Genomic DNA, 16,619 nt, shown 5'->3' with positions numbered 1-16,619 from the left:
CTGGAGAAAAGCATGGCAAGACAGGAAATCAATCTTGGAGCTCTGCCAAACGGAGTAGGTGGAGACACCCCTAGAGTGGCGAACACCAAAATCAACGACATGACCCGGGAACTGTACACCAAGACGGAAGGTATACAGCCTGGCGCAACAAAGAACGACACGGATGCAAACCTAAAGAACCGGGCGAATCATACCGGTACACAGTTGGCCGCAACGATTGGCGACTTTTCGCCGGCTGTGAAGGCGGTTGTCGGGGCCTATGGTGTGGGATCTTTGGATAATATGCCGTTTACTGGGCTTAACCTGAATCCAGATACCTATAGGACTGGCGGGTATGCAGCGGGTCAGTTCAACCTAGTTCCATTTGGAGCCATGACCGGAACTTTGATAACTCAGGCCGGCGTCAGTAACGCGACAGGCTCACAGCAGTTCTCTGACTGGAATAGCGGGCGGCTATACAGCCGATGCATGCAGGGCGGTGCATGGGGTTCCTGGCGAAGTATGTTGAGCGTTGGTGACTACGGCGTTGGTTCGAAGGGTGAGGCGATCAATTACTTGGCAGATGCAAACGTTCCGCCTGCATCTGGAAAAGCTAGGGTTCGCCCTGAAACCGCAAACGGGCCAGGGGTCTACGGGACTCTTGAGCAGTCTTACCTCGACACCGGTTCATGGACTCAGACAGTCACAAGCATCATCGACGGGACCGTGTTCGCAAGATCCAAGGCTGGCTGGCTACCAAACCCGACAGAATGGACCCGACAGACACCGGAGCTAATCACCAACGCGAACGGCCAAGCTACAAAGTTTCCTGACGGTACGATGATCTGTAGAACTGTCAGAAAAGAATCTGGCGCAGCAAGCAACGCGATTGGTGGCGGCCTGTTCTCTAGTAATGGTGTTTCGTTCCAGTGGCCAGTCGCCTTCGTGGGCGATGCCCCTACGGCTATTCCTTCATCTGAATCTTACTCGGTAGGATTTAGCTGGGCAGCGTTAAACACAGCTCCAACACTAACCGGGGCGCCCGATGTTCGTATTGTTTCGACTGCCACCGGAGCGCTGGCTAAAGTTACTGTTTTGGCTTTAGGAAGGTGGAAATAACATGGTAAAGATCACCTTCTCCCCGGTACATGCGCCGGACTGGCAGCCCCTTGAGTCGGTAGACGTCAAAGGCTACATGCTGACCATCAATGGCGAGGTCTTCGATTTCTCGCCTCTGGAAAAAGGCTACGAACTTTCGCTTGATGCCATCGGTTCCGATCTGTTCGCCGACAAAGCAGTCATGTCCGCCGATGGTGTTTTGTCTGTCGCGCTGCTCATGCCTTACGACGAAGCCACGGTTACCGATGCCATTCGCTTTCCTGAGCCAGTGATGGTGACCGCCGATGGCCCCGTGGACATTCCCACCGATCACCCAGCACAACCTCCTGAGATCCCAGCCATTGAAACTATCGAGGACAACAATGGACTTCTCGCAGAGCAAGAAAACGTTCACTGAGCAGGACCAAAAGGCGCAAGAGGCCAGGGAGTACCTGCGCCAGACTGACTGGCTTGTGGTGCGCAAGCTTGAGACCGGCAAGGAGATCCCGGCAGATATCGCCGAGAAGCGCGCCGAGGCACGCAACCTGATCTAGACCTGCAACACCCGACCCAGCCCGCCAAGTGCGGGTTTTTTTGTGCCTGGAGTTTGACAATGACCATTCAAAACGCCCGCGGTGTCCGCAACCGCAACCCCGGCAACATTGACTACAACCCCCGCAACCAGTGGGAGGGCCAGCTCGGCAAGGAGCCGAACGGCCGCTTTGCCATCTTCGACACTGCCGAGAACGGGATTCGTGCCCTGGGCAAGCTGCTGCTCAACTACCGAGGCAAAGACGGTATGCCGGGAGTCGGCGGCCCAGGCATCGACACCCCCCGTGAGTTCATCACTCGCTGGGCGCCCGGGAACGAGAACGACACCGAGGCCTACATCGCCGCAATCGCTAGGCGCCTGGGTGTGAAGGCGAACGACGCGATCGATATCAAGAACCCGGCGACCCTGCGCGCCGTGATGCTCGGGGTCATCGTGCACGAAAACGGCGGCAACCCTTACTCGAGCGAGGTATTCGAGGAAGGCCTGCGCAGGGCCCTGAAGTGAGCGCCGGCGCCTGGCGGGTGGTTGGCATTCTGCTGGCCGTCGTCCTGGTGTTGGCCGCCGGCGCTGCCCTGGGGGGCTGGATGGCTTCCAGGCATTACCGGCCGCTACTCGACACTGCCCAGGCGGAACTGGCCACGGTAAAGGCTGGCCGCGACAACCTGGAAGCCCTGGCGGGGGAGCAGGGTCGAAAGCTGGGTGACTTAGTGCTGGCTGGCCAAGAGCGTGAGCGCCGAGCCGCCCAGGCTCAGGCCGACGCCAAGGAGCTGGCCCAGCACGACTACTCGGCGGCGAATCGCCTACTGCAGGAACGTACCGGCGGTGACCCGGCGCCGGCGGCCGAATCGATCATTGATCAGGAGCTGGGCTTATGAAGTGGTTGCTGCTGGGAATTGTGGTTGCGCTGGTGGGGTGTGCGGCGCGGGAGCCTGAAGTGCGCACCGTGCGGGTGGAGGTGCCTGTGCAAGTGCCGTGCAGGGCGCCTGTGGTGCCCGTGCCAGCCTGGGCCACGGGCAGCCTCAAGAAGACCGACAGCCTGGAGCTGAAGGTACGGGCGCTGCTGGCAGAGCGGCGGCAGCGGGTCGGGTACGAGCGCGTGCTCGTTGCGGCAGTCGCAGCTTGCCAGTGATCAGCAGATGCTGATCAAAGCCGGAGCAGGGGAGTGACGTGTGAGCAGGCCTATGACGGCCTGGTGAAGTAACTGGAGAACTGAACTTCTCCCAGTAAGCGCTTAGCGAATTATCGGAATCACCGACGACGGCGACCAAGGACTGATCGCGCTTGGCACGTTCCAAACCTATGTCAAATAAGTTGCCACAGAAAAGTAGTAGTTGTTTTTGAATGGTGTGCCAAACTTAGCACTCAGTCGAAAAAAAAACTCCTGCTGAGCAAGTCAAGTGGGGGCTCTTAGTGTTACTTTGCACTGGAATGACCAACATCAAGTCCGATGTTGGTCATTTGGTGTGTGTTTTTATTGGTTTCACAGCTTTTCGATATTATTCATTTTTAAAAAGATAGTTTGGTAATCGGCTTGTCGTTGCTCTTTACAGCGTTGTCTTCTATGGTGATTTCGCTGTCATAGGCGATGTAATATACACCGATGTTTTTTATGTCCATCAAGTAACCTCTTGCATCCTCGCGTCTCCATTCGCCATCAGTGTTGGGTTTCAGTACGTAATAGGTATCGCTGACATCGCCGGGTTTACCATCTGTATGCCAGTAGTTGACTGCGACTTCGACTTCTGTGTGGCGTTTGTTTTTGATTTTGATGCTCATATTCATATTCCTTTTTGAATTGAGTGTTCCATGAGTTGGCTCCCTATCTAAAACTCTGCAGACTTGCCACTGTTACTGGTAATCAGTGGTTAGGTTGACTCGTGGAGGGCTTTTATTTACGGAGAAGAGAGTAGAATTCTATTTCTTTTTAACCTGTCACTCTTGTTGCATTGCACAGTTAAGACCATAGACGAGTGAATGCAAGGCGCTCTATGATTTTTTAATTCTTGTGTTTGCCAGCATACTCAATTGCGCCGATCAGGTACTGGTCAGATGAATGACTTGCGAGCAGTCCTAGACGTACTAACGATCGGGCTTTCAGCCGTTGTTCACGATGTCGCCGCCAGCGGGCCTGTTTAGACGCGCTATCAGTTCCGGCCCGTGATTCTTCACGTTGCCTACCGCGGTACTGACACGGAACCATTCAAAGGCATCCGCCGGCTCGCCCTGATGCAGGGCCATCTGCTCCGCACGCTCCTTCGGCGTGGCCGGATCGAGCCATTCCCGGGCCAAGTTCGGGGCCAGGACCACCGGCCGGCGGTCGTGAATATCGACCATGCCGCCCTGTGCGTCGGCGGTGGTGATCACAAAGCCTTCGTGCTCGCTTCGGTCCTGACCAGGCAATTGCCCGATCGAGGCGCAGAGAATGGGTGAGCCGTCGCGGTGCCGGATCAGGTACGGCTGTTTCTTCGGGCCGCCTTCGTCTACCCATTCAAACCAGTTGTCGATTGGGCATATGGCCCGGTGCGGCCAGATCTGGCGGAAGAACGGCCCGTGGGCGACCTTCTCGACGCGGGCATTGATCGGCGCCGCGCGGTCTTTGGCCCAGTGCGGCCGCCACCCCCAGCGTACGGCGTCGGCGTGCAGTTTGTCTTCTACGACGTGGAAGAGGGCGAGCTGCATCGTCGGCGCCGCGTTATAGCGCCCCAGGGGCTGATCACCGACGTTATTGATCAGGGCCCCGGGCATGCTCAGGGCTGCAACGAAGTCGTGAATGCCGTGGTATTGCGAAAGTCGTCCGCACATAGACGTTTCTCCCTGCAGAGGAGAAAGCATAGCTCCGTCTGTCGGCGTCAATTCGCTTGCGCGCCAAGTGGTGAAATACTGTTTATACATACAGTTATAGCGCGATCACCCCCATGACTTTTCTTATCGTTCGCCGCAGGGAGCGTGGCGCAGCAATACCTTCAGAAAGGCTCAGCAAGATCCAGCCTGTCAAAGGAGACATCCATATCCTGGAGAGCCACAGCCAGGCGCTGGGACGACCTTGCGTTCAGGCTTGGATATTCAAAAGCGATCCAGGCCCTGATGTGTTCCCGCGACTGCTCGATGCAAAGGTCAACGGCATGGCGCAGTTGGGGATGAACATCAATGGCGTTGAGGAGGTCGACGGAGCTCTATATGCGCAATCGTGGTGGTGTCGCGTTGAGTAGCAATTGGGGGTGTTTTTGTTTGGCAGGACGCCGGGGAGGGATTATGCGTTATCGGCATAATGTGGCGAGAAATGGGATGCGCCATTCCGCTTTCGTTAAAGTCGTGAGAGCTATTTTTCTGCATCTTTTTTGGGCCGCAACGATTCATAACTATCTGAAAACATTGCGATAAATTGCGCAAAAATTTACAAGATTGCGGACCGGAAAATGACGTGAAAGCCGCAGCCAGCTTGATTTTATATTGGGACTTAAAATCCCCCGCTCGTAAGGGCGTGCCGGTTCGATTCCGGCTTCGGGCACCATCTATTTCAAGGGCTTGCACGGTTTTTTTGAGTGAGCCTTATCCTGAACTGCTCCGCAATTTCAAATACTGCTCCGCAATTCACTTTGTAGGCGTGACCTTCTTACCTATCCGATTGCGAATGTAATGCTCGGTCATGACGACAGTTGTGTGCCCAAGCTGGTCGCGTGCCTGCAGAATATCTCCGCTAGCTTCGAACTTGTCCGTGCCTGCTTTTTGCGCGCAGATCCCTCATCTGAAAATCAGCCTTTTTAACCCCGGCCGCCTCTCGAGCAAGGTCGAATCTTCTTCGTAGCATGGCCACCGTCAATGGTGTGCCATCTTCCAAAACGATCAGCCGCGTCGAGCGGAATTGGTGGGAGTCCTTCCTCGCCATTATTCGATCAAGAACAATCTTCAGTTCGCCAGTGATTTCGATGCGGCGCTTTGCTTTGATCTTTCCTTGCTGAACAGCTAAGCGGCCATCGCGAATATCGCGTTCATCCATTTTCAATGTGTCGGCAATGCGCTGACCGGTCAGATAGAAGAGGTCCATTGCGTCCTGGAGCTCGACATCAGCTTTTTCGTAAACCCTCTGGAATAGTTCGTCTTCAACGTAGTTGTCTCGCCCCGTCTCCTTGTTACCCTTGATCCCTGTGCAGGGGGTGGCGAGAGCTGTATAGCCCTTGTTACGGGCATAGTTCCAGATTCCACTAAATAGAGCCTTCTCCCGATTGGCGCGTACAGGCGCCGATTCAGGCCTGGTCAGATACTGCCTAATGTGTATCGGCTCGATGTTATCGAGTGGGCCTGGTGGATCATCGAAGAAGGCGAGAAGGTTTTTCATCTCTCTGAGGTTATCCTTTTGGGTGTTTACGCCCTTTGTCGGAACAATCTCCACTAGATATTTTTCCGCCACATATCGAAAGGTAGTGACCTTTGCTACGGCAGCTGCTGAAGTCCGATCTCGCTCGAGGCGAGCGTACTCCATGATTGCAACCCCGTAGTCCTTTCCCAGGTAAATCTCTTTGCGCGGCTTGCCACCCAGGTCGTAAGTGAAATACACCAACTTGCCGCGCTTCCTTGTTTTACGACTCAGCTTGCTTGGGCCGTGACGGTTTTGTTGAACTTAGGTAACTTGGCATTTTCCCTTCACGGATGACGGACTCATGCCAAGAACGAATCGTATTGCAAAAAATGCCCTGAGCATCTCGCTGCTGGGCCTACTAGTCACTAGCACATTGGCCTTGGCAAAAACTCAAAAGGTGACCGATCTGCTAAGCAGTGGCTATGAGATCAAAGCCGCCTACCAGTCGCCAGCAAGAGTCGGCACGGTTCACTTTCTAATCTTGCAAAAAGGCTCGTCTGCGTTCCAATGTATGAGCTACGGCTCCGAATTAAGGCCGAAATTCTTCGACTATTCCAACACCTACTCTTGCGCAGAAGTTCAGGATCTGATTCCCGTCCAGCCTAACCTTGGGCAATGAACCAAAAGTGCATTTACGGTTATGGGTAACGCTGGATTTGGTCTAGGCCGCGCAGGTTCGGCAACGTCATTCATGGCCTTGGCCCCGTGTAGATCAGGTAGAGCATGTAGAGGGCGGGGAGGATCATGGCTGCACCCTCCGAAACTCGACGACCCAGACCCAGGGGTTGGCGTCCCAGTCGCCGCCGGTGGACTCCCACAGTGCCCGGAAGGCCATCGGGTACCAGTCCCTGTAGTTGGGCGACACGTCGTCGCTGGCCAGTTCAGGCGGGCACTCCAGGCCTTCGGCGCGAATGTCCGACCGACTGATCACCTGTAGCCGCTCGACGCGGACGTCGGTGGTCTCCAGAAGGATGCGGCTGTAACGCCGGTGCAGGCGGATGCTTGGCACGGATCGCTCGGGCAGCAGACCGTCATAGCTTGGGCCTGTCTGAGCATCCTCATCATCGAACAGCGAGCACAGATAAACCGTTTCGCCATGCTTTCCGCCGGCGGCGAAATAGTGACCGTATTCGCAGTCATAGCCGAGGCTCTCGCGCACCCACAGCCGGTCACCGGGCTGGCCGTAGGCGCAATCGGCAATGATCTGAGCTTTGGCATTTGGGTAAAGCCAGTGGCCGCCGCGCTTGTTTTTGAACGTCAGCATTGGACCGATTATGTCGACCTCGCGCACTTCAGGCTGCGGCTTCACAGTGCAGCGCGTAACCGTCCTCCGGCCTTCCAGGATGGCGGGCACCATCGGCGCCGAGAACAGGATCGGCCGTTCTTTTATTTCAGGCATGACTTCGTCCTTGGTCGTTATAGCGGCTGACTTGAATGTGGGGGAGGGGTTACTGCTGGGGAGGGTTGGGCAGCCGCTGCTAAGGGGAATTAAGAGGTGGTGAAAGAGGGCATGTTTCGACAAAAAACCACCCTGGAACTAATGTGATTGAAAGCGTCAAGGGTGGTCTCATCATGTTCAATCAATATCCAAATCAAAAATTTGCTCGGCGGTTGTTCTTTTCAGGGGGGCTATTGATGCTGGGCGTAGCGATCGCCGTCCTTGTTAGTACTGATTGGATTGGATTTTTATTGACTGTTGTGGTTTCGAGCATCTTTTTCATACCCGCGTTCATCCTTAGCGAAAGGGCCTTTGAACGCTTTGTAAAATCGATGGACAAGATCAGCTTTCTGGCTCCCGTCATTCGATTTTTCAGCGGCTGAGTTAGATGAGAGTTCGATTTTTATGGGTGGAGTACAAATGTACTCCTGTCAGGATTTGGCTGGTTCAGCTTTCACGGCCAGGCCCTCTACCGCCTTGCTGTAGATGAACTTGATCTGGTCCCACGGGACGGTGTGTTTTTGCCCGTACTCGCCTTCAGCGTTGCAGATGTCGCAGCCCTCTGTGGGTTCCTCCAGCTCGCAGCATTCAGGGCATTCTGTGATAACTCGAAGCTTGAACTCCCCAAGTAGCAGGGCCTTGGCGCCGTTCTCCGCTGTAAGGTGGCGGGGCATGATGCGGTAGCCGTCGGGCACCACCGCAACCGGCGCGCTCGGCTCTGCGCTGTAGAGCGCGCCACACTTCACGCAGTCGCTACGAAGCGGAACGAACTCATGAGCTCCTTCTGCGCAGAGGTCGTTGATCGGCTCTACGCTGGCGGATAGTGCGGTGTGCACAACCGTGCCATCTTCAATGAAATCGGGCTCATCGCCGCACCAAAGGATATTCAGCGGTTCTCCGCCTACTGTGTCCCAGTTCCCACTCTCAAAGTGGTAATGCTCCCGGTCGGCGTAGAATTTCAGGGCCTTGCGCAGAGCCTCGACCTCCTTCTCCAGCCGCTTCGCTTCATCGAATCATTAACGCCGTGACAGCTCGCGGTCGTTGTCGCTGAAGGTCAGAGCGCCTATCTGCTCGTCCTTGGTGTTCAGGTCGGACTGAAGGGCAGCTACTCGATGTTCCAGGTGTTGGGTTTCTGTGGGCATGGGGCGTCCTATCCGGGGCTTGCCCGGGTGGTGTTGTGGGGGGACGGAAGGCCGGAACGAACTAATTGCGCATACGGACTTGCGTTTTTGAGATCAGAGATACCCTTACAAGTACGAGCGGTTTTTACCGGTTAGCTTAACGAGGGGCTCTATGGTGATTATTCGAATCTTTGAAGATTTGCTTAGCGGCTACATCGCTTCCGGTAAATGGGATGAGAAAGCTCATCAGAAAGCTGCAGCAACTGCCGATGAAATGCTCAAAGAGCATGATCGTCGCGTAAGGCGAGCGGGCAGTTAAGTTTTCCTCGTAGTGACATAAGCCCAGCCATCGTGCTGGGCTTTTTCACATCTGGAGCCACCATGGCCTTCTACGACGAAATGGCCGTGATGGCTCTGGAGATGATCACAGAGTTCGGCCAAACCGTGATCATCCGCGACATCAAGCCCAGCGAGTACGATCCTAATACAGACTCGGCCGGCCCTGACACGTGATATTGCCGCTCGACTCCACCTTGTCTTTGCCAGCAATGGCGCGCAAATCACGCATCTGGAAGTCGGCTTTTTCAACTCCTGCGGCCTCTCTGGTCATATCAAATCGCCTGCGTAACATCGCCGCCGTCATCGGGGTGCCATCTATTGCCACGATCAGCCGCGTCGAGCGGAGCTGGTGGGATTTCTTCCTTGCCATTATTCGATCAAGAACAATCTTCAACTCGTCAGTGATTTCAACATGGCCTTTAGCCCTGGTCTTTCCTTGCTTAACAGTCTGACGGCCACGCACGACACCTTCAAAGTGGAGCATTCCCTTGAGCTGACGCTTGCTGAAGTCACATAGCGCCGCACCAGCGCGGCATATGTTCATTGTTACCCCAGACACGTCCATCGGCGGCGACCCAGCCGGCCACGGTCTAGATGCTCGCGGCTTCTGAGGATTGCTGCATCACGACTTTTTTCAGAAATGACTTCGTCCTTGGCCGCTATACCGTCTATGCAGTGGAGAAGGGAGGGAGGTATCGTGTCCTTGGGCAAACAGCAGCTGCGAGTTGGTTGCTATAACTTCGTCACTCAATATTAAGGATTGATCTTGTGCCGAACTCAGTGATTATCAAGAGGAAGGTGTTGTTCGGCGACTGTGATCCGGAGGGGATTGTCTATACACCTAGGTTTTCGTACTTTGTGGTTGAGGCCGTTCATGATGCACTTACAGTTTGGCTGTCCGGTCCCGGATTAAGAACGCTGCTAGGTTTTAATTTACTGCCTCCAGCAAGGGCCTTCTCGCTAGAGTTTCTTCATCCGGTCACTTGGGATGACGAGCTTTCAATTAAGGTAAGTGTTTCTAGTGTTGGGCTTCATTCGTTCACATTTTTAGTGGAGGGCAGTTTGACGCCAGATGTTATGGTATTTACTTCTAGCCTTACACACGTTTGCGTCTCACCGATTACCAGAGAAGTTATTGAGGTTCCTTTGCAACTGCGGGCGTTACTCCAGCCATGAGCGTTATAGTCGATTGGACGAGACAGAGTGGGCGTGGCGCGTGCGGGCTTAACCTTTTTTCAGCCCACCCAGTTTCCTGGCGTGCAGCACGTCACCACTGAATTGCGTGCTGCTGATGACGTCGGCCAGTTCTAGAGGGGATTGTTCATTAGCCTTTCTGGACGATCGTTGCACGCAAGAGCGTCTCGAAGGAGAATGGCGGGCTTCTAATCACCGTCATTAGGATCAGTTCTGTTAAATCAACGAGCTGATATCAGGCTAGTGGTCGGGCATGTCAAGCGAAATACCGTTTGGTCTGAAGTTTACTTCTCGGGGGGTAAGCACCTTGCTAATGAATAATCTCGGTCTAGATGTTCTCGAGAGAGTTGAATGTTGTAGAGGTATGACCGGGGTTTTCCTGCGATTCAGATCTTGTTTGTCCAATAAGGCCACATAAAAAATGAAAGCAAAAGTATTGCTCATCGTTTCGCTAGGGGTTATGTCGTTGATTCAAGCATCCCTATCCTTCGCGGATAATGCCAATGGAAAAAATCTCTATCTACAGCGATGCGCTATGTGTCACGGAGCAGATATCAAGGGGACGGGGCCATTGGCAAATAAAAGCAATCCGCCCACGCCTGATCTAACGACATCCGCATTTAAAAAGCGCCTAAATGATTATCCAGGCGTTATTGTTTCATCAGTAATACTGCGACCCAATGGCGACTTGATTCCAAGAACTTTACGGGAGAATGGTGTAAAGCTATCGCCATTCTCTTGGCGGGTTAATGATTTTCGCGATTTAAATCAATATATGAGTGGTGTGATTTTAAAAAGCCGATGATTTTTAGAGGAGGCGCGGGTACAGAGCTCTAAGGGGGCGCGGCATCCTTCATTGCCAGTGACTGATCATGTACAAGTGCATGAGATACTCGGGTGTGCAAGGCTCACAGATCTATGGTGAGTGCTCTGCTGGAGTCAAGGGCTCACGAGCAACCGAGATTGGTTTGCGAGAAGTCCAGGTTCGCGGTGAGCTTGAAATAGACAGGAAGTGTATTGGTGGTGCATAGCTGAATGCTCCTGTATGTGAAATGCAAAGCCCGGCCAAATGCCGGGCTTTTGTATTAATCAAAGCGACTCGGCTTCTCTATTTTGTAGAGCAGGTACTCTTGAGTGCGATCAGTGAGTTGTCTGATGGCGCGATGGGAGAGGCGCCCGCCGATTTTTTCCATGGCGCGTTGAGAGCGAACGTTCTGGCTGTCAACGTGAAACCAAACAGTGTCCACCCATTGAAATGCATGGGGCAGCATTAAATGTTTCAACTCTCTATTGGTTTCGCCTCCCCAACGATCACGAGCCAGGAAGGTGTACCCGATCGTCACTTCTCGTTTCTTCTCATCGAATTCGTAATAGCGAGAGGAGCCGATCACTTGGTTATGGCAGCGATCGATAACGATAAGCGCGCCTTTTGAAGCAAGTGCCTCGTTAAACCAATGGTGAAAAACGGACTCCTGATAGCGCGTTGGACAAGGTCTTAGCCTATCCGATAGGAATGATGACTTCGGATCCGCTTCGCCTCTGGCGCGACAATACACCGCACTGGCGCAACCGACGTGACTGGTCTTTTCTGTTTCGGGTCCTTTGGCGTGCTCGCGGACCGATCTGGCGGTAGGTGCGTGAGGGACGGGTGTTTGAGCCTTCAGCGGGCAATGGCCTGGCTACAGGGGCGAACACGGATAGTTATCATCGTTTCGATCAAGGAGATCACATTGAAAAGGAAAATGTTGGCGGCTTCGCTGCTGTTGTGGATGTTCTCACTGACGGCGCAGGCGGATTGCGCGGTACTGGGGCCTGGGGAAGATCCCTGTGCGGGACCGGTTCTAGGGCCTACGGTTTGCGAATGTCCCTGATATTGGCTTGTGCCCTCGACAGGGGGGCATGGATTGCTCGTCTACTGACCAGGAGGTTACAAATGAAGAAAGTCATGTTGGCTGTACTGCTGCTTTGTGGTTTTTCCCTGACTGCCCAGGCCGCGTGCCCGGTATTTGGCCCATCCAAGGACCCGTGCAGTGGCCCGGTGTTTGGTCCGTCTACCTGTGAATGCCCTTAGGCAGGTCATCTGGCAGGTCCGGTTGAATCCGGACCTGCTTGCTGAAGCCGGTACTGTCCACTCCCGAGCAGGCTTTTAAGCGGCTCCCTTAGAACCCGCCCTGAGCGGGTTCTTTATTGCCTTGAGAAAACATCGGCAGGCGCTCCAACCGAGCGCGGTAGACGGTATGTGGTGTTGACTGCACTTAAACGGAGAGTTTCTGATTAAATGAGGCTGATTTTTTCAGGAGGTTCTTTTGTTATGGAAAATGTGTTACGGCAGCCATTGTTCGTAGTTGGCATGACCTTGCTTGCTGTAGGGATGGGAACCTCGAACCCCGGTTTTTGGATACCCGGGAGCGTCTTTATGATTATCGGTTGGTCGCAACGGCAGAAGGATTGAGGTGGCTGCTGTGTGAGTGCGTTGACAGTTACGCGCTAGTCAGAGCTCATCAGGTAGTTGTATCGGCAAATCGGTCCTGCTTTTCACTGAACCTCATTCACGGAGCAAAACATGAGTGCTATCAACCGCGCGGTCCTGGACGACCTTGCACCGCAAGGCGTGCTGCGGGCCGCGATTAACTTTGGCAACCCAGTCCTGGCGCAAAAAGGTAGTGATGGCTCGCCACAAGGTGTGTCGGTCGCTTTGGCAGAAGCTCTGGCTGAAGAGCTTGGCGTAAGTTTGCAGTGCGCCACTTTCGATGCAGCCGGCAAGGTCTTTGCGGCGCTGGAGGCGGGCGTCTGGGATGTCGCTTTTCTGGCTATCGAGCCGGTGCGTGAGGAGCAGATTGCCTTCAGCGAGCCATACGTCATCATTGAGGGCACCTATCTGGTGGCGAAGGATTCACCTTTCCAGGCGGTCGAGGATCTCGACCAGCCAGGCCTGCGGTTGGCAGTGGGCAAAGGCGCGGCCTATGACCTGTTTCTGTCGCGTACGTTGAAACATGCTCAGCTTGAACGGGCGGAAACCTCGGCGGGCGCGGTCGATCTTTATCTTCACCAGCATCTGGATGCGGCGGCCGGCGTGCGCCAACCCCTGGAGCAGATGGCGGCCAACACTCCGGGTTATCGTGTACTGGAGGGTGCGTTTACGGCTATTCGTCAGGCCATGGCAGTGCCGCGGCAGCGGGAAGCAGGCGCGACCTATGTCAGGGACTTCATCAAGCGCAAGAAGGCCGAAGGATTCGTCAAGGCCGCATTGGCCCGGAGCGGGCAGGCCGATGTGACTGTCGCGCCTCTTCAATAGCGGCGTATTGGTCATATCAGGTCCATGTCGACGGCAGGTGCGTTTCCCTTGCAGGACCTGTGGGGGAGGGGAGTGACTGTTGGAGACGTCCTCCCCATCAGGATTTCAAGAGCGTTCAACCTTCTTCGCAACTCAGGGCTTTTTGCGTGAAGGCAGCAGCATGCCAACCTGCTGTTGATAAGCCAGGTACTGCTTGCCAAAGACTCTGGCCATGTCTTTCTCTTCGAGATGGGTTCCCACGAATATGTAAGCGGTGCAGGTCAATGCGAACACGAGGTGTCCGACAGTCATCTCTGGCGTTGCCCAGAAGGCGATGAGAAAGCCCAGATACATGGGGTGGCGAACAACTTTGTAGAGACAGGGAGTAATGAAGTTCAGGGGCTCGGGCTGAGTTTTGTAGAAACCACGGAAAGCCTGTTTCAAACCAAACAACTCCAAATGACTGATCAGAAACGTCGTCAGTAATGCGAGTCCCCATCCCGCCCAGTACAAGCCGTTCAACAACGCCCTGAGCACCTCGGACTGAGCGCTCCATACCTTGGCCGGGATGGGTTGCCACAGGATGAACAAGAGGATCAGCATCAGGCTGCTGCATAGAACATAAGTCGCTCGCTCTATGGGGGCGGGAATGAGCCTGGTTATTTTTTTCTTGAAGCCTTCGCGGGCCATGACGCTGTGCTGGACCGCGAACAGGGTGATAAGGGCGATATCTATAACTGTTGCAACCAGCCCATGGCGATATACCCCTGAGTCAATGTTTTTTGGTACCAACAACGAACCGAGAAAACCAATCAAGTAGAGGAAGGTCAGGAGAAAAATCACGTAGCTGCAGAGGCTGTAGAGCAGATAAAGCAGGTTTTTGGCAGTGTTTCCGGTTGTTTTTTTCGGTTTGTAGTCCGCGTTCATGAACGATTCCTTTCGGTCATGGCGGAGACTGCAAACTTGCGCCCAAAGTGGAAACTCAATTAATCGACGCTTAAACCTAGCACTGATTGTCGCTTGCTGTTCCTTGGCTGTTTCAGCGTTGTCCCGGATCCGGCTGCACTAGATGCCGCCAGGGAAATACTTGCCGGGCAAAATGCTTTACGTAGCCGCCGCCAGTGGCTTGGATCACCATGAACTGCAATGCAGGGCGCAGGTGTTGCAGGCTCTCGAGCTGTTCCAGGCTCAGGCAGGTGTTGCGCAGGCGCAGCACGCTCAAAGGGTCGCAGGCAGCACTGGCGAATAGTTGTTCATAGTCGGCGAAGGAGGTGACGGACTGTTCTTCGCGCTGATCCGCCCAGTTGTTCTGCAGCGCGCTGGACTCGGTGAAGTCCAGGTTGCTCAGCCGCGGCAGATTGTCCGAGCCGGCCAGGTTGGCAATGAAGTGCTGGGTGTCCCAATGGCCGCCAATGCGCAGGTGGGAAAGGTGCGGCAGATGGACCTGGAAGAAGCTCGAGTCGGGGGCGTTGGGCAGGGTCAATTCGCTCAGGTGCGGCGCCTTGGCGACAAAGCGGGCGATTTCTCCTGCTTCCTCCATCAGCATGCCGGCTTTCTGGATCAGCGAGGCATTGTGATCCTGGGGCTCGCTGGGGCGAACCGACAGCGACCTGAGAATGGGAAAGTTCACGTCGCTGTCCAACAAGGGCGTGAACTCCCATTCGCGGGTGCCGTTTGCCCCCTGGTCCGGGCCGGAAAAGGCCAGGGAACTGAGGGTGTCGGCCACTGCCTGGTCGGCGAGGCATTCCAGGGTCCAGGCAAAGGGCTCATCCCACAGCTCGCCATGAAACTCCAGATGCAGGCCACCACGTATCGGGGCCAGGGCCAGGTAGTTGTAGTCACTGACCCACAGCGGCCCCGTCAGGTCCTCGGGGTTGTCGTCGCGCTCGGTTGCCTGGTCCCGGGTGAAGTCATGGATGCGTTGCTGCAGGGCCAGCAAACGCTGGTAGCCCGGCGAAGACAGAGGGGTGGACATGGTTGGAATCCGCTGCTGGGTGGGGCCGGGCTGAGCCGCTGGCGAGGGGCGTCGATGATAAGTCCTGGTGCCTGCCTGAGTCTTGGTCTGGCAGAGTGCCTTACACCTTTTTTCAACAAATTAACCATGTCCTCGGGGGCGCAGGGAGCGCTAGGATCGCCTTTTCATGCTCGGGTCTTGTGGCCCTTTCGGAGCGTTACCCCATGCAACAAGGACCATTGCCTCATTCATCCACTGGACTGTTAGTCAGGGAGATCACCTTGTTGGATGTCGAGCGGTTGCAGGCGTTCTTCGTGGAGAATCCGGACTACTTCCATATTGTTCACGGCTGTGCACCGCAGCCGGACGAAGCCCGCGATGAAATCGATGACCGCTTGCCAGAGGGCTGGTCCTTCACTCGCAAGTGGAAGATCGGTTACTTCGACGGGACAGGTGCCCTGGTGGCCATGGTCAGTATCGTCAGCGATCTGCTGGCGCCCGGGGTCTGGCACATGGGTCTGTTCATGGTGGCCAGTTCGCTGCGGGGCCGGGGCATTGCCCGGCAGCTGCATCGCGAGCTTGAAGACTGGGCGGCCGGAATGGGCGCGCGCTGGCTGCGCCTGAGCGTGGTGTTCGCGAACGTGCGGGCCGAGGGCTTCTGGAGAGCTTGTGGCTATGTTGAGGCTCGTACCCGCGATGGGATCGAGCTAGGCCAGTTACGGCACCGGGTGCGCATCATGATCAAGCCGCTGTCCTGGAACGGTTCGCAGCGCAGGGTGAAGCCTCTCGGGCATGAACTAAAATCGCTGTCACCAGTCCCATGGAGCATCTTTGACCATTCGGGGGAAATACCGTGAAAACTCGTCTCGCAACGCTCTGCGCCGCAGCTCTGGCTTCGGCCCTGCCGATTTTGACCGAGGCTGCCCAGGCGCAGGCGCCCGCCCCTGAGCCGACCTATCAGAGCCAGGTGGCGCGCTATCAGTGCGAGGGTAATGTCCGCATCGATGCGGCCTACCTGAATATCGACAATGGCACCTCGTTTGCCACGCTCTACTACAAGGACCAATTGATTCCCATGCACATTGCTCGCTCGGCTTCCGGCGCGCTGTATGTGGCAGACGACGAACAGAACAGCTTTCGCTGGCACACCAAGGGCAAGCTGGGCGTGTTGTCGTTCCTGGAGGCCGATCACACCGCCAAGGAGCAGCAACTGCTCAAGGACTGCCAGGAGATCGATCCGCAGTAACAGCTCCCTCGCAGAGGGGCTTGAGGCAAAAAAAGCCCGCGCGAGCGCGCGGGCGAACTGTAGTTG

Annotated in this window: 27 protein-coding genes and 1 pseudogene; 18 read left to right on the top strand and 10 right to left on the bottom strand. The window is 55.2% G+C overall.

What is annotated here, in order from left to right:
* Positions 1-12: 12 nt before the first annotated feature.
* Genes WIN67_RS17565 through WIN67_RS17540 form a run of 6 tightly spaced genes read left to right on the top strand, consistent with a single transcriptional unit; the run spans position 13 to position 2,759 of the window.
* A complete protein-coding gene (locus tag WIN67_RS17565) occupies positions 13-1,098 on the top strand; it encodes a hypothetical protein (RefSeq protein ID WP_339069593.1) in 1,086 nt (361 codons plus the stop codon).
* A 1-nt stretch (position 1,099) separates the two neighbouring features.
* Entirely contained in the window at positions 1,100-1,495 is a 396-nt protein-coding gene (locus WIN67_RS17560) for a hypothetical protein (protein ID WP_339069592.1), read from the top strand.
* Positions 1,461-1,631 (top strand): hypothetical protein, encoded by a 171-nt coding sequence (locus tag WIN67_RS17555; protein ID WP_339069590.1) that lies wholly within the window; start codon positions 1,461-1,463, stop codon positions 1,629-1,631. Before WIN67_RS17560 ends, WIN67_RS17555 begins: the two co-directional genes overlap by 35 nt.
* A 59-nt stretch (positions 1,632-1,690) precedes the next feature.
* Positions 1,691-2,134 (top strand): structural protein P5, encoded by a 444-nt coding sequence (locus WIN67_RS17550; RefSeq protein ID WP_272755134.1) that lies wholly within the window; start codon positions 1,691-1,693, stop codon positions 2,132-2,134.
* Positions 2,131-2,505, top strand: coding sequence for a hypothetical protein (locus WIN67_RS17545; protein ID WP_339069587.1), 375 nt, complete (start codon positions 2,131-2,133; stop codon positions 2,503-2,505). The genes WIN67_RS17550 and WIN67_RS17545 overlap by 4 nt, the downstream gene beginning before the upstream one ends.
* Positions 2,502-2,759, top strand: coding sequence for a hypothetical protein (locus tag WIN67_RS17540; RefSeq protein ID WP_339069585.1), 258 nt, complete (start codon positions 2,502-2,504; stop codon positions 2,757-2,759). Before WIN67_RS17545 ends, WIN67_RS17540 begins: the two co-directional genes overlap by 4 nt.
* A gap of 377 nt (positions 2,760-3,136) precedes the next feature.
* On the opposite strand, the gene WIN67_RS17530 is transcribed toward WIN67_RS17540, so the two are convergent.
* Positions 3,137-3,406 carry a hypothetical protein gene (locus WIN67_RS17530; RefSeq protein WP_339069583.1) on the bottom strand — a complete coding sequence of 90 codons (270 nt, stop codon included), beginning with the start codon at positions 3,404-3,406 and terminating at the stop codon, positions 3,137-3,139.
* A gap of 318 nt (positions 3,407-3,724) precedes the next feature.
* Positions 3,725-4,432, bottom strand: coding sequence for an SOS response-associated peptidase family protein (locus WIN67_RS17525; RefSeq protein ID WP_306393849.1), 708 nt, complete (start codon positions 4,430-4,432; stop codon positions 3,725-3,727).
* Positions 4,433-4,545: 113 nt separating this feature from the next.
* Between WIN67_RS17525 and WIN67_RS17520 the strand changes: the two genes are divergently transcribed.
* Positions 4,546-4,839 carry a hypothetical protein gene (locus tag WIN67_RS17520; RefSeq protein WP_339069581.1) on the top strand — a complete coding sequence of 98 codons (294 nt, stop codon included), beginning with the start codon at positions 4,546-4,548 and terminating at the stop codon, positions 4,837-4,839.
* Between the two features lie 382 nt (positions 4,840-5,221).
* Here WIN67_RS17520 and WIN67_RS17515 read toward each other — a convergent pair.
* Positions 5,222-6,218: pseudogene (locus WIN67_RS17515) on the bottom strand (tyrosine-type recombinase/integrase).
* A gap of 70 nt (positions 6,219-6,288) precedes the next feature.
* Between WIN67_RS17515 and WIN67_RS17510 the strand changes: the two are divergent.
* Positions 6,289-6,606 (top strand): hypothetical protein, encoded by a 318-nt coding sequence (locus WIN67_RS17510; RefSeq protein ID WP_102882583.1) that lies wholly within the window; start codon positions 6,289-6,291, stop codon positions 6,604-6,606.
* Positions 6,607-6,729: 123 nt separating this feature from the next.
* On the opposite strand, the gene WIN67_RS17505 is transcribed toward WIN67_RS17510, so the two are convergent.
* Positions 6,730-7,386, bottom strand: a complete 657-nt coding sequence (locus WIN67_RS17505; protein WP_306393843.1) for a hypothetical protein — start codon at positions 7,384-7,386, stop codon at positions 6,730-6,732.
* 143 nt (positions 7,387-7,529) lie between these two features.
* On the opposite strand from WIN67_RS17505, the gene WIN67_RS17500 reads away from it, so the two are divergent.
* A complete protein-coding gene (locus WIN67_RS17500) occupies positions 7,530-7,808 on the top strand; it encodes a hypothetical protein (protein ID WP_339069578.1) in 279 nt (92 codons plus the stop codon).
* Positions 7,809-7,856: 48 nt separating this feature from the next.
* Here the strand turns inward: WIN67_RS17500 and WIN67_RS17495 are convergent, their stop codons facing one another.
* Positions 7,857-8,261 (bottom strand): hypothetical protein, encoded by a 405-nt coding sequence (locus WIN67_RS17495; RefSeq protein ID WP_339069576.1) that lies wholly within the window; start codon positions 8,259-8,261, stop codon positions 7,857-7,859.
* A gap of 180 nt (positions 8,262-8,441) precedes the next feature.
* A complete protein-coding gene (locus WIN67_RS17490) occupies positions 8,442-8,567 on the bottom strand; it encodes a hypothetical protein (RefSeq protein ID WP_258010481.1) in 126 nt (41 codons plus the stop codon).
* A 151-nt stretch (positions 8,568-8,718) separates the two neighbouring features.
* On the opposite strand from WIN67_RS17490, the gene WIN67_RS17485 reads away from it, so the two are divergent.
* Positions 8,719-8,865 carry a hypothetical protein gene (locus tag WIN67_RS17485; protein ID WP_339069573.1) on the top strand — a complete coding sequence of 49 codons (147 nt, stop codon included), beginning with the start codon at positions 8,719-8,721 and terminating at the stop codon, positions 8,863-8,865.
* Between the two features lie 62 nt (positions 8,866-8,927).
* Positions 8,928-9,059, top strand: a complete 132-nt coding sequence (locus tag WIN67_RS17480; protein ID WP_259697773.1) for a hypothetical protein — start codon at positions 8,928-8,930, stop codon at positions 9,057-9,059.
* Here WIN67_RS17480 and WIN67_RS17475 read toward each other — a convergent pair.
* Positions 9,028-9,429: an integrase gene (locus WIN67_RS17475; protein WP_339069572.1), complete on the bottom strand. Its 402-nt coding sequence runs from the start codon at positions 9,427-9,429 to the stop codon at positions 9,028-9,030. The two genes, WIN67_RS17480 and WIN67_RS17475, sit on opposite strands and share 32 nt — an antisense overlap.
* A gap of 224 nt (positions 9,430-9,653) precedes the next feature.
* Here WIN67_RS17475 and WIN67_RS17470 point away from each other — a divergent pair, with 224 nt between their 5' ends.
* A complete protein-coding gene (locus tag WIN67_RS17470) occupies positions 9,654-10,061 on the top strand; it encodes a thioesterase family protein (protein WP_339069570.1) in 408 nt (135 codons plus the stop codon).
* Between the two features lie 439 nt (positions 10,062-10,500).
* Complete coding sequence (locus WIN67_RS17465; protein WP_102863236.1) at positions 10,501-10,884, top strand: c-type cytochrome; 384 nt, start codon at positions 10,501-10,503, stop codon at positions 10,882-10,884.
* 280 nt (positions 10,885-11,164) lie between these two features.
* Here the strand turns inward: WIN67_RS17465 and WIN67_RS17460 are convergent, their stop codons facing one another.
* On the bottom strand, positions 11,165-11,635 hold the full coding sequence (locus tag WIN67_RS17460; protein ID WP_339069567.1) for a GNAT family N-acetyltransferase: 471 nt from the start codon (positions 11,633-11,635) through the stop codon (positions 11,165-11,167).
* Between the two features lie 174 nt (positions 11,636-11,809).
* Here WIN67_RS17460 and WIN67_RS17455 point away from each other — a divergent pair, with 174 nt between their 5' ends.
* From WIN67_RS17455 to WIN67_RS17445, 3 genes are all read left to right on the top strand, one after another.
* The gene (locus WIN67_RS17455; RefSeq protein ID WP_003083582.1) at positions 11,810-11,950 is read left to right on the top strand and encodes a PA0050 family protein; all 141 of its coding nucleotides are present in this window, start codon (positions 11,810-11,812) and stop codon (positions 11,948-11,950) included.
* Positions 11,951-12,012: 62 nt separating this feature from the next.
* Positions 12,013-12,150, top strand: coding sequence for a PA0050 family protein (locus WIN67_RS17450; RefSeq protein ID WP_240322014.1), 138 nt, complete (start codon positions 12,013-12,015; stop codon positions 12,148-12,150).
* Between the two features lie 492 nt (positions 12,151-12,642).
* A complete protein-coding gene (locus WIN67_RS17445) occupies positions 12,643-13,374 on the top strand; it encodes a transporter substrate-binding domain-containing protein (RefSeq protein ID WP_339069564.1) in 732 nt (243 codons plus the stop codon).
* Positions 13,375-13,506: 132 nt separating this feature from the next.
* On the opposite strand, the gene mddA is transcribed toward WIN67_RS17445, so the two are convergent.
* Positions 13,507-14,280, bottom strand: coding sequence for a methanethiol S-methyltransferase (gene mddA / locus WIN67_RS17440; protein WP_339069563.1), 774 nt, complete (start codon positions 14,278-14,280; stop codon positions 13,507-13,509).
* A gap of 112 nt (positions 14,281-14,392) precedes the next feature.
* The gene (locus WIN67_RS17435; RefSeq protein WP_339069561.1) at positions 14,393-15,328 is read right to left on the bottom strand and encodes a hypothetical protein; all 936 of its coding nucleotides are present in this window, start codon (positions 15,326-15,328) and stop codon (positions 14,393-14,395) included.
* 260 nt (positions 15,329-15,588) lie between these two features.
* Here WIN67_RS17435 and WIN67_RS17430 point away from each other — a divergent pair, with 260 nt between their 5' ends.
* Together WIN67_RS17430 and WIN67_RS17425 are read left to right on the top strand one after the other, a co-directional pair.
* The gene (locus WIN67_RS17430) at positions 15,589-16,164 is read left to right on the top strand and encodes a GNAT family N-acetyltransferase (protein WP_339069559.1); all 576 of its coding nucleotides are present in this window, start codon (positions 15,589-15,591) and stop codon (positions 16,162-16,164) included.
* On the top strand, positions 16,161-16,553 hold the full coding sequence (locus WIN67_RS17425) for an MliC family protein (RefSeq protein WP_102882596.1): 393 nt from the start codon (positions 16,161-16,163) through the stop codon (positions 16,551-16,553). The genes WIN67_RS17430 and WIN67_RS17425 overlap by 4 nt, the downstream gene beginning before the upstream one ends.
* Positions 16,554-16,619: the final 66 nt, after the last annotated feature.

This window comes from Pseudomonas idahonensis (assembly GCF_037903935.1).
In the GTDB taxonomy this organism is placed as follows: Bacteria; Pseudomonadota; Gammaproteobacteria; order Pseudomonadales; family Pseudomonadaceae; genus Aquipseudomonas; species Aquipseudomonas danubii.
Note: the sequence above shows the minus strand (reverse complement) of the source record. Positions and strands in the feature narration are given on the sequence as shown.

Coding starts and splice junctions, on each gene's coding strand:
- WIN67_RS17565 (WP_339069593.1), top strand. CDS start 13: ATGGCAAGACAGGAAATCAATCTTGGAGCTCTGCCAAACGGAGTAGGT.
- WIN67_RS17560 (WP_339069592.1), top strand. CDS start 1,100: ATGGTAAAGATCACCTTCTCCCCGGTACATGCGCCGGACTGGCAGCCC.
- WIN67_RS17555 (WP_339069590.1), top strand. CDS start 1,461: ATGGACTTCTCGCAGAGCAAGAAAACGTTCACTGAGCAGGACCAAAAG.
- WIN67_RS17550 (WP_272755134.1), top strand. CDS start 1,691: ATGACCATTCAAAACGCCCGCGGTGTCCGCAACCGCAACCCCGGCAAC.
- WIN67_RS17540 (WP_339069585.1), top strand. CDS start 2,502: ATGAAGTGGTTGCTGCTGGGAATTGTGGTTGCGCTGGTGGGGTGTGCG.
- WIN67_RS17530 (WP_339069583.1), bottom strand. CDS start 3,406: ATGAGCATCAAAATCAAAAACAAACGCCACACAGAAGTCGAAGTCGCA.
- WIN67_RS17525 (WP_306393849.1), bottom strand. CDS start 4,432: ATGTGCGGACGACTTTCGCAATACCACGGCATTCACGACTTCGTTGCA.
- WIN67_RS17520 (WP_339069581.1), top strand. CDS start 4,546: ATGACTTTTCTTATCGTTCGCCGCAGGGAGCGTGGCGCAGCAATACCT.
- WIN67_RS17510 (WP_102882583.1), top strand. CDS start 6,289: ATGCCAAGAACGAATCGTATTGCAAAAAATGCCCTGAGCATCTCGCTG.
- WIN67_RS17505 (WP_306393843.1), bottom strand. CDS start 7,386: ATGCCTGAAATAAAAGAACGGCCGATCCTGTTCTCGGCGCCGATGGTG.
- WIN67_RS17490 (WP_258010481.1), bottom strand. CDS start 8,567: ATGCCCACAGAAACCCAACACCTGGAACATCGAGTAGCTGCCCTTCAG.
- WIN67_RS17485 (WP_339069573.1), top strand. CDS start 8,719: ATGGTGATTATTCGAATCTTTGAAGATTTGCTTAGCGGCTACATCGCT.
- WIN67_RS17480 (WP_259697773.1), top strand. CDS start 8,928: ATGGCCTTCTACGACGAAATGGCCGTGATGGCTCTGGAGATGATCACA.
- WIN67_RS17475 (WP_339069572.1), bottom strand. CDS start 9,429: ATGAACATATGCCGCGCTGGTGCGGCGCTATGTGACTTCAGCAAGCGT.
- WIN67_RS17465 (WP_102863236.1), top strand. CDS start 10,501: ATGAAAGCAAAAGTATTGCTCATCGTTTCGCTAGGGGTTATGTCGTTG.
- WIN67_RS17450 (WP_240322014.1), top strand. CDS start 12,013: ATGAAGAAAGTCATGTTGGCTGTACTGCTGCTTTGTGGTTTTTCCCTG.
- WIN67_RS17445 (WP_339069564.1), top strand. CDS start 12,643: ATGAGTGCTATCAACCGCGCGGTCCTGGACGACCTTGCACCGCAAGGC.
- mddA (WP_339069563.1), bottom strand. CDS start 14,280: ATGAACGCGGACTACAAACCGAAAAAAACAACCGGAAACACTGCCAAA.
- WIN67_RS17435 (WP_339069561.1), bottom strand. CDS start 15,328: ATGTCCACCCCTCTGTCTTCGCCGGGCTACCAGCGTTTGCTGGCCCTG.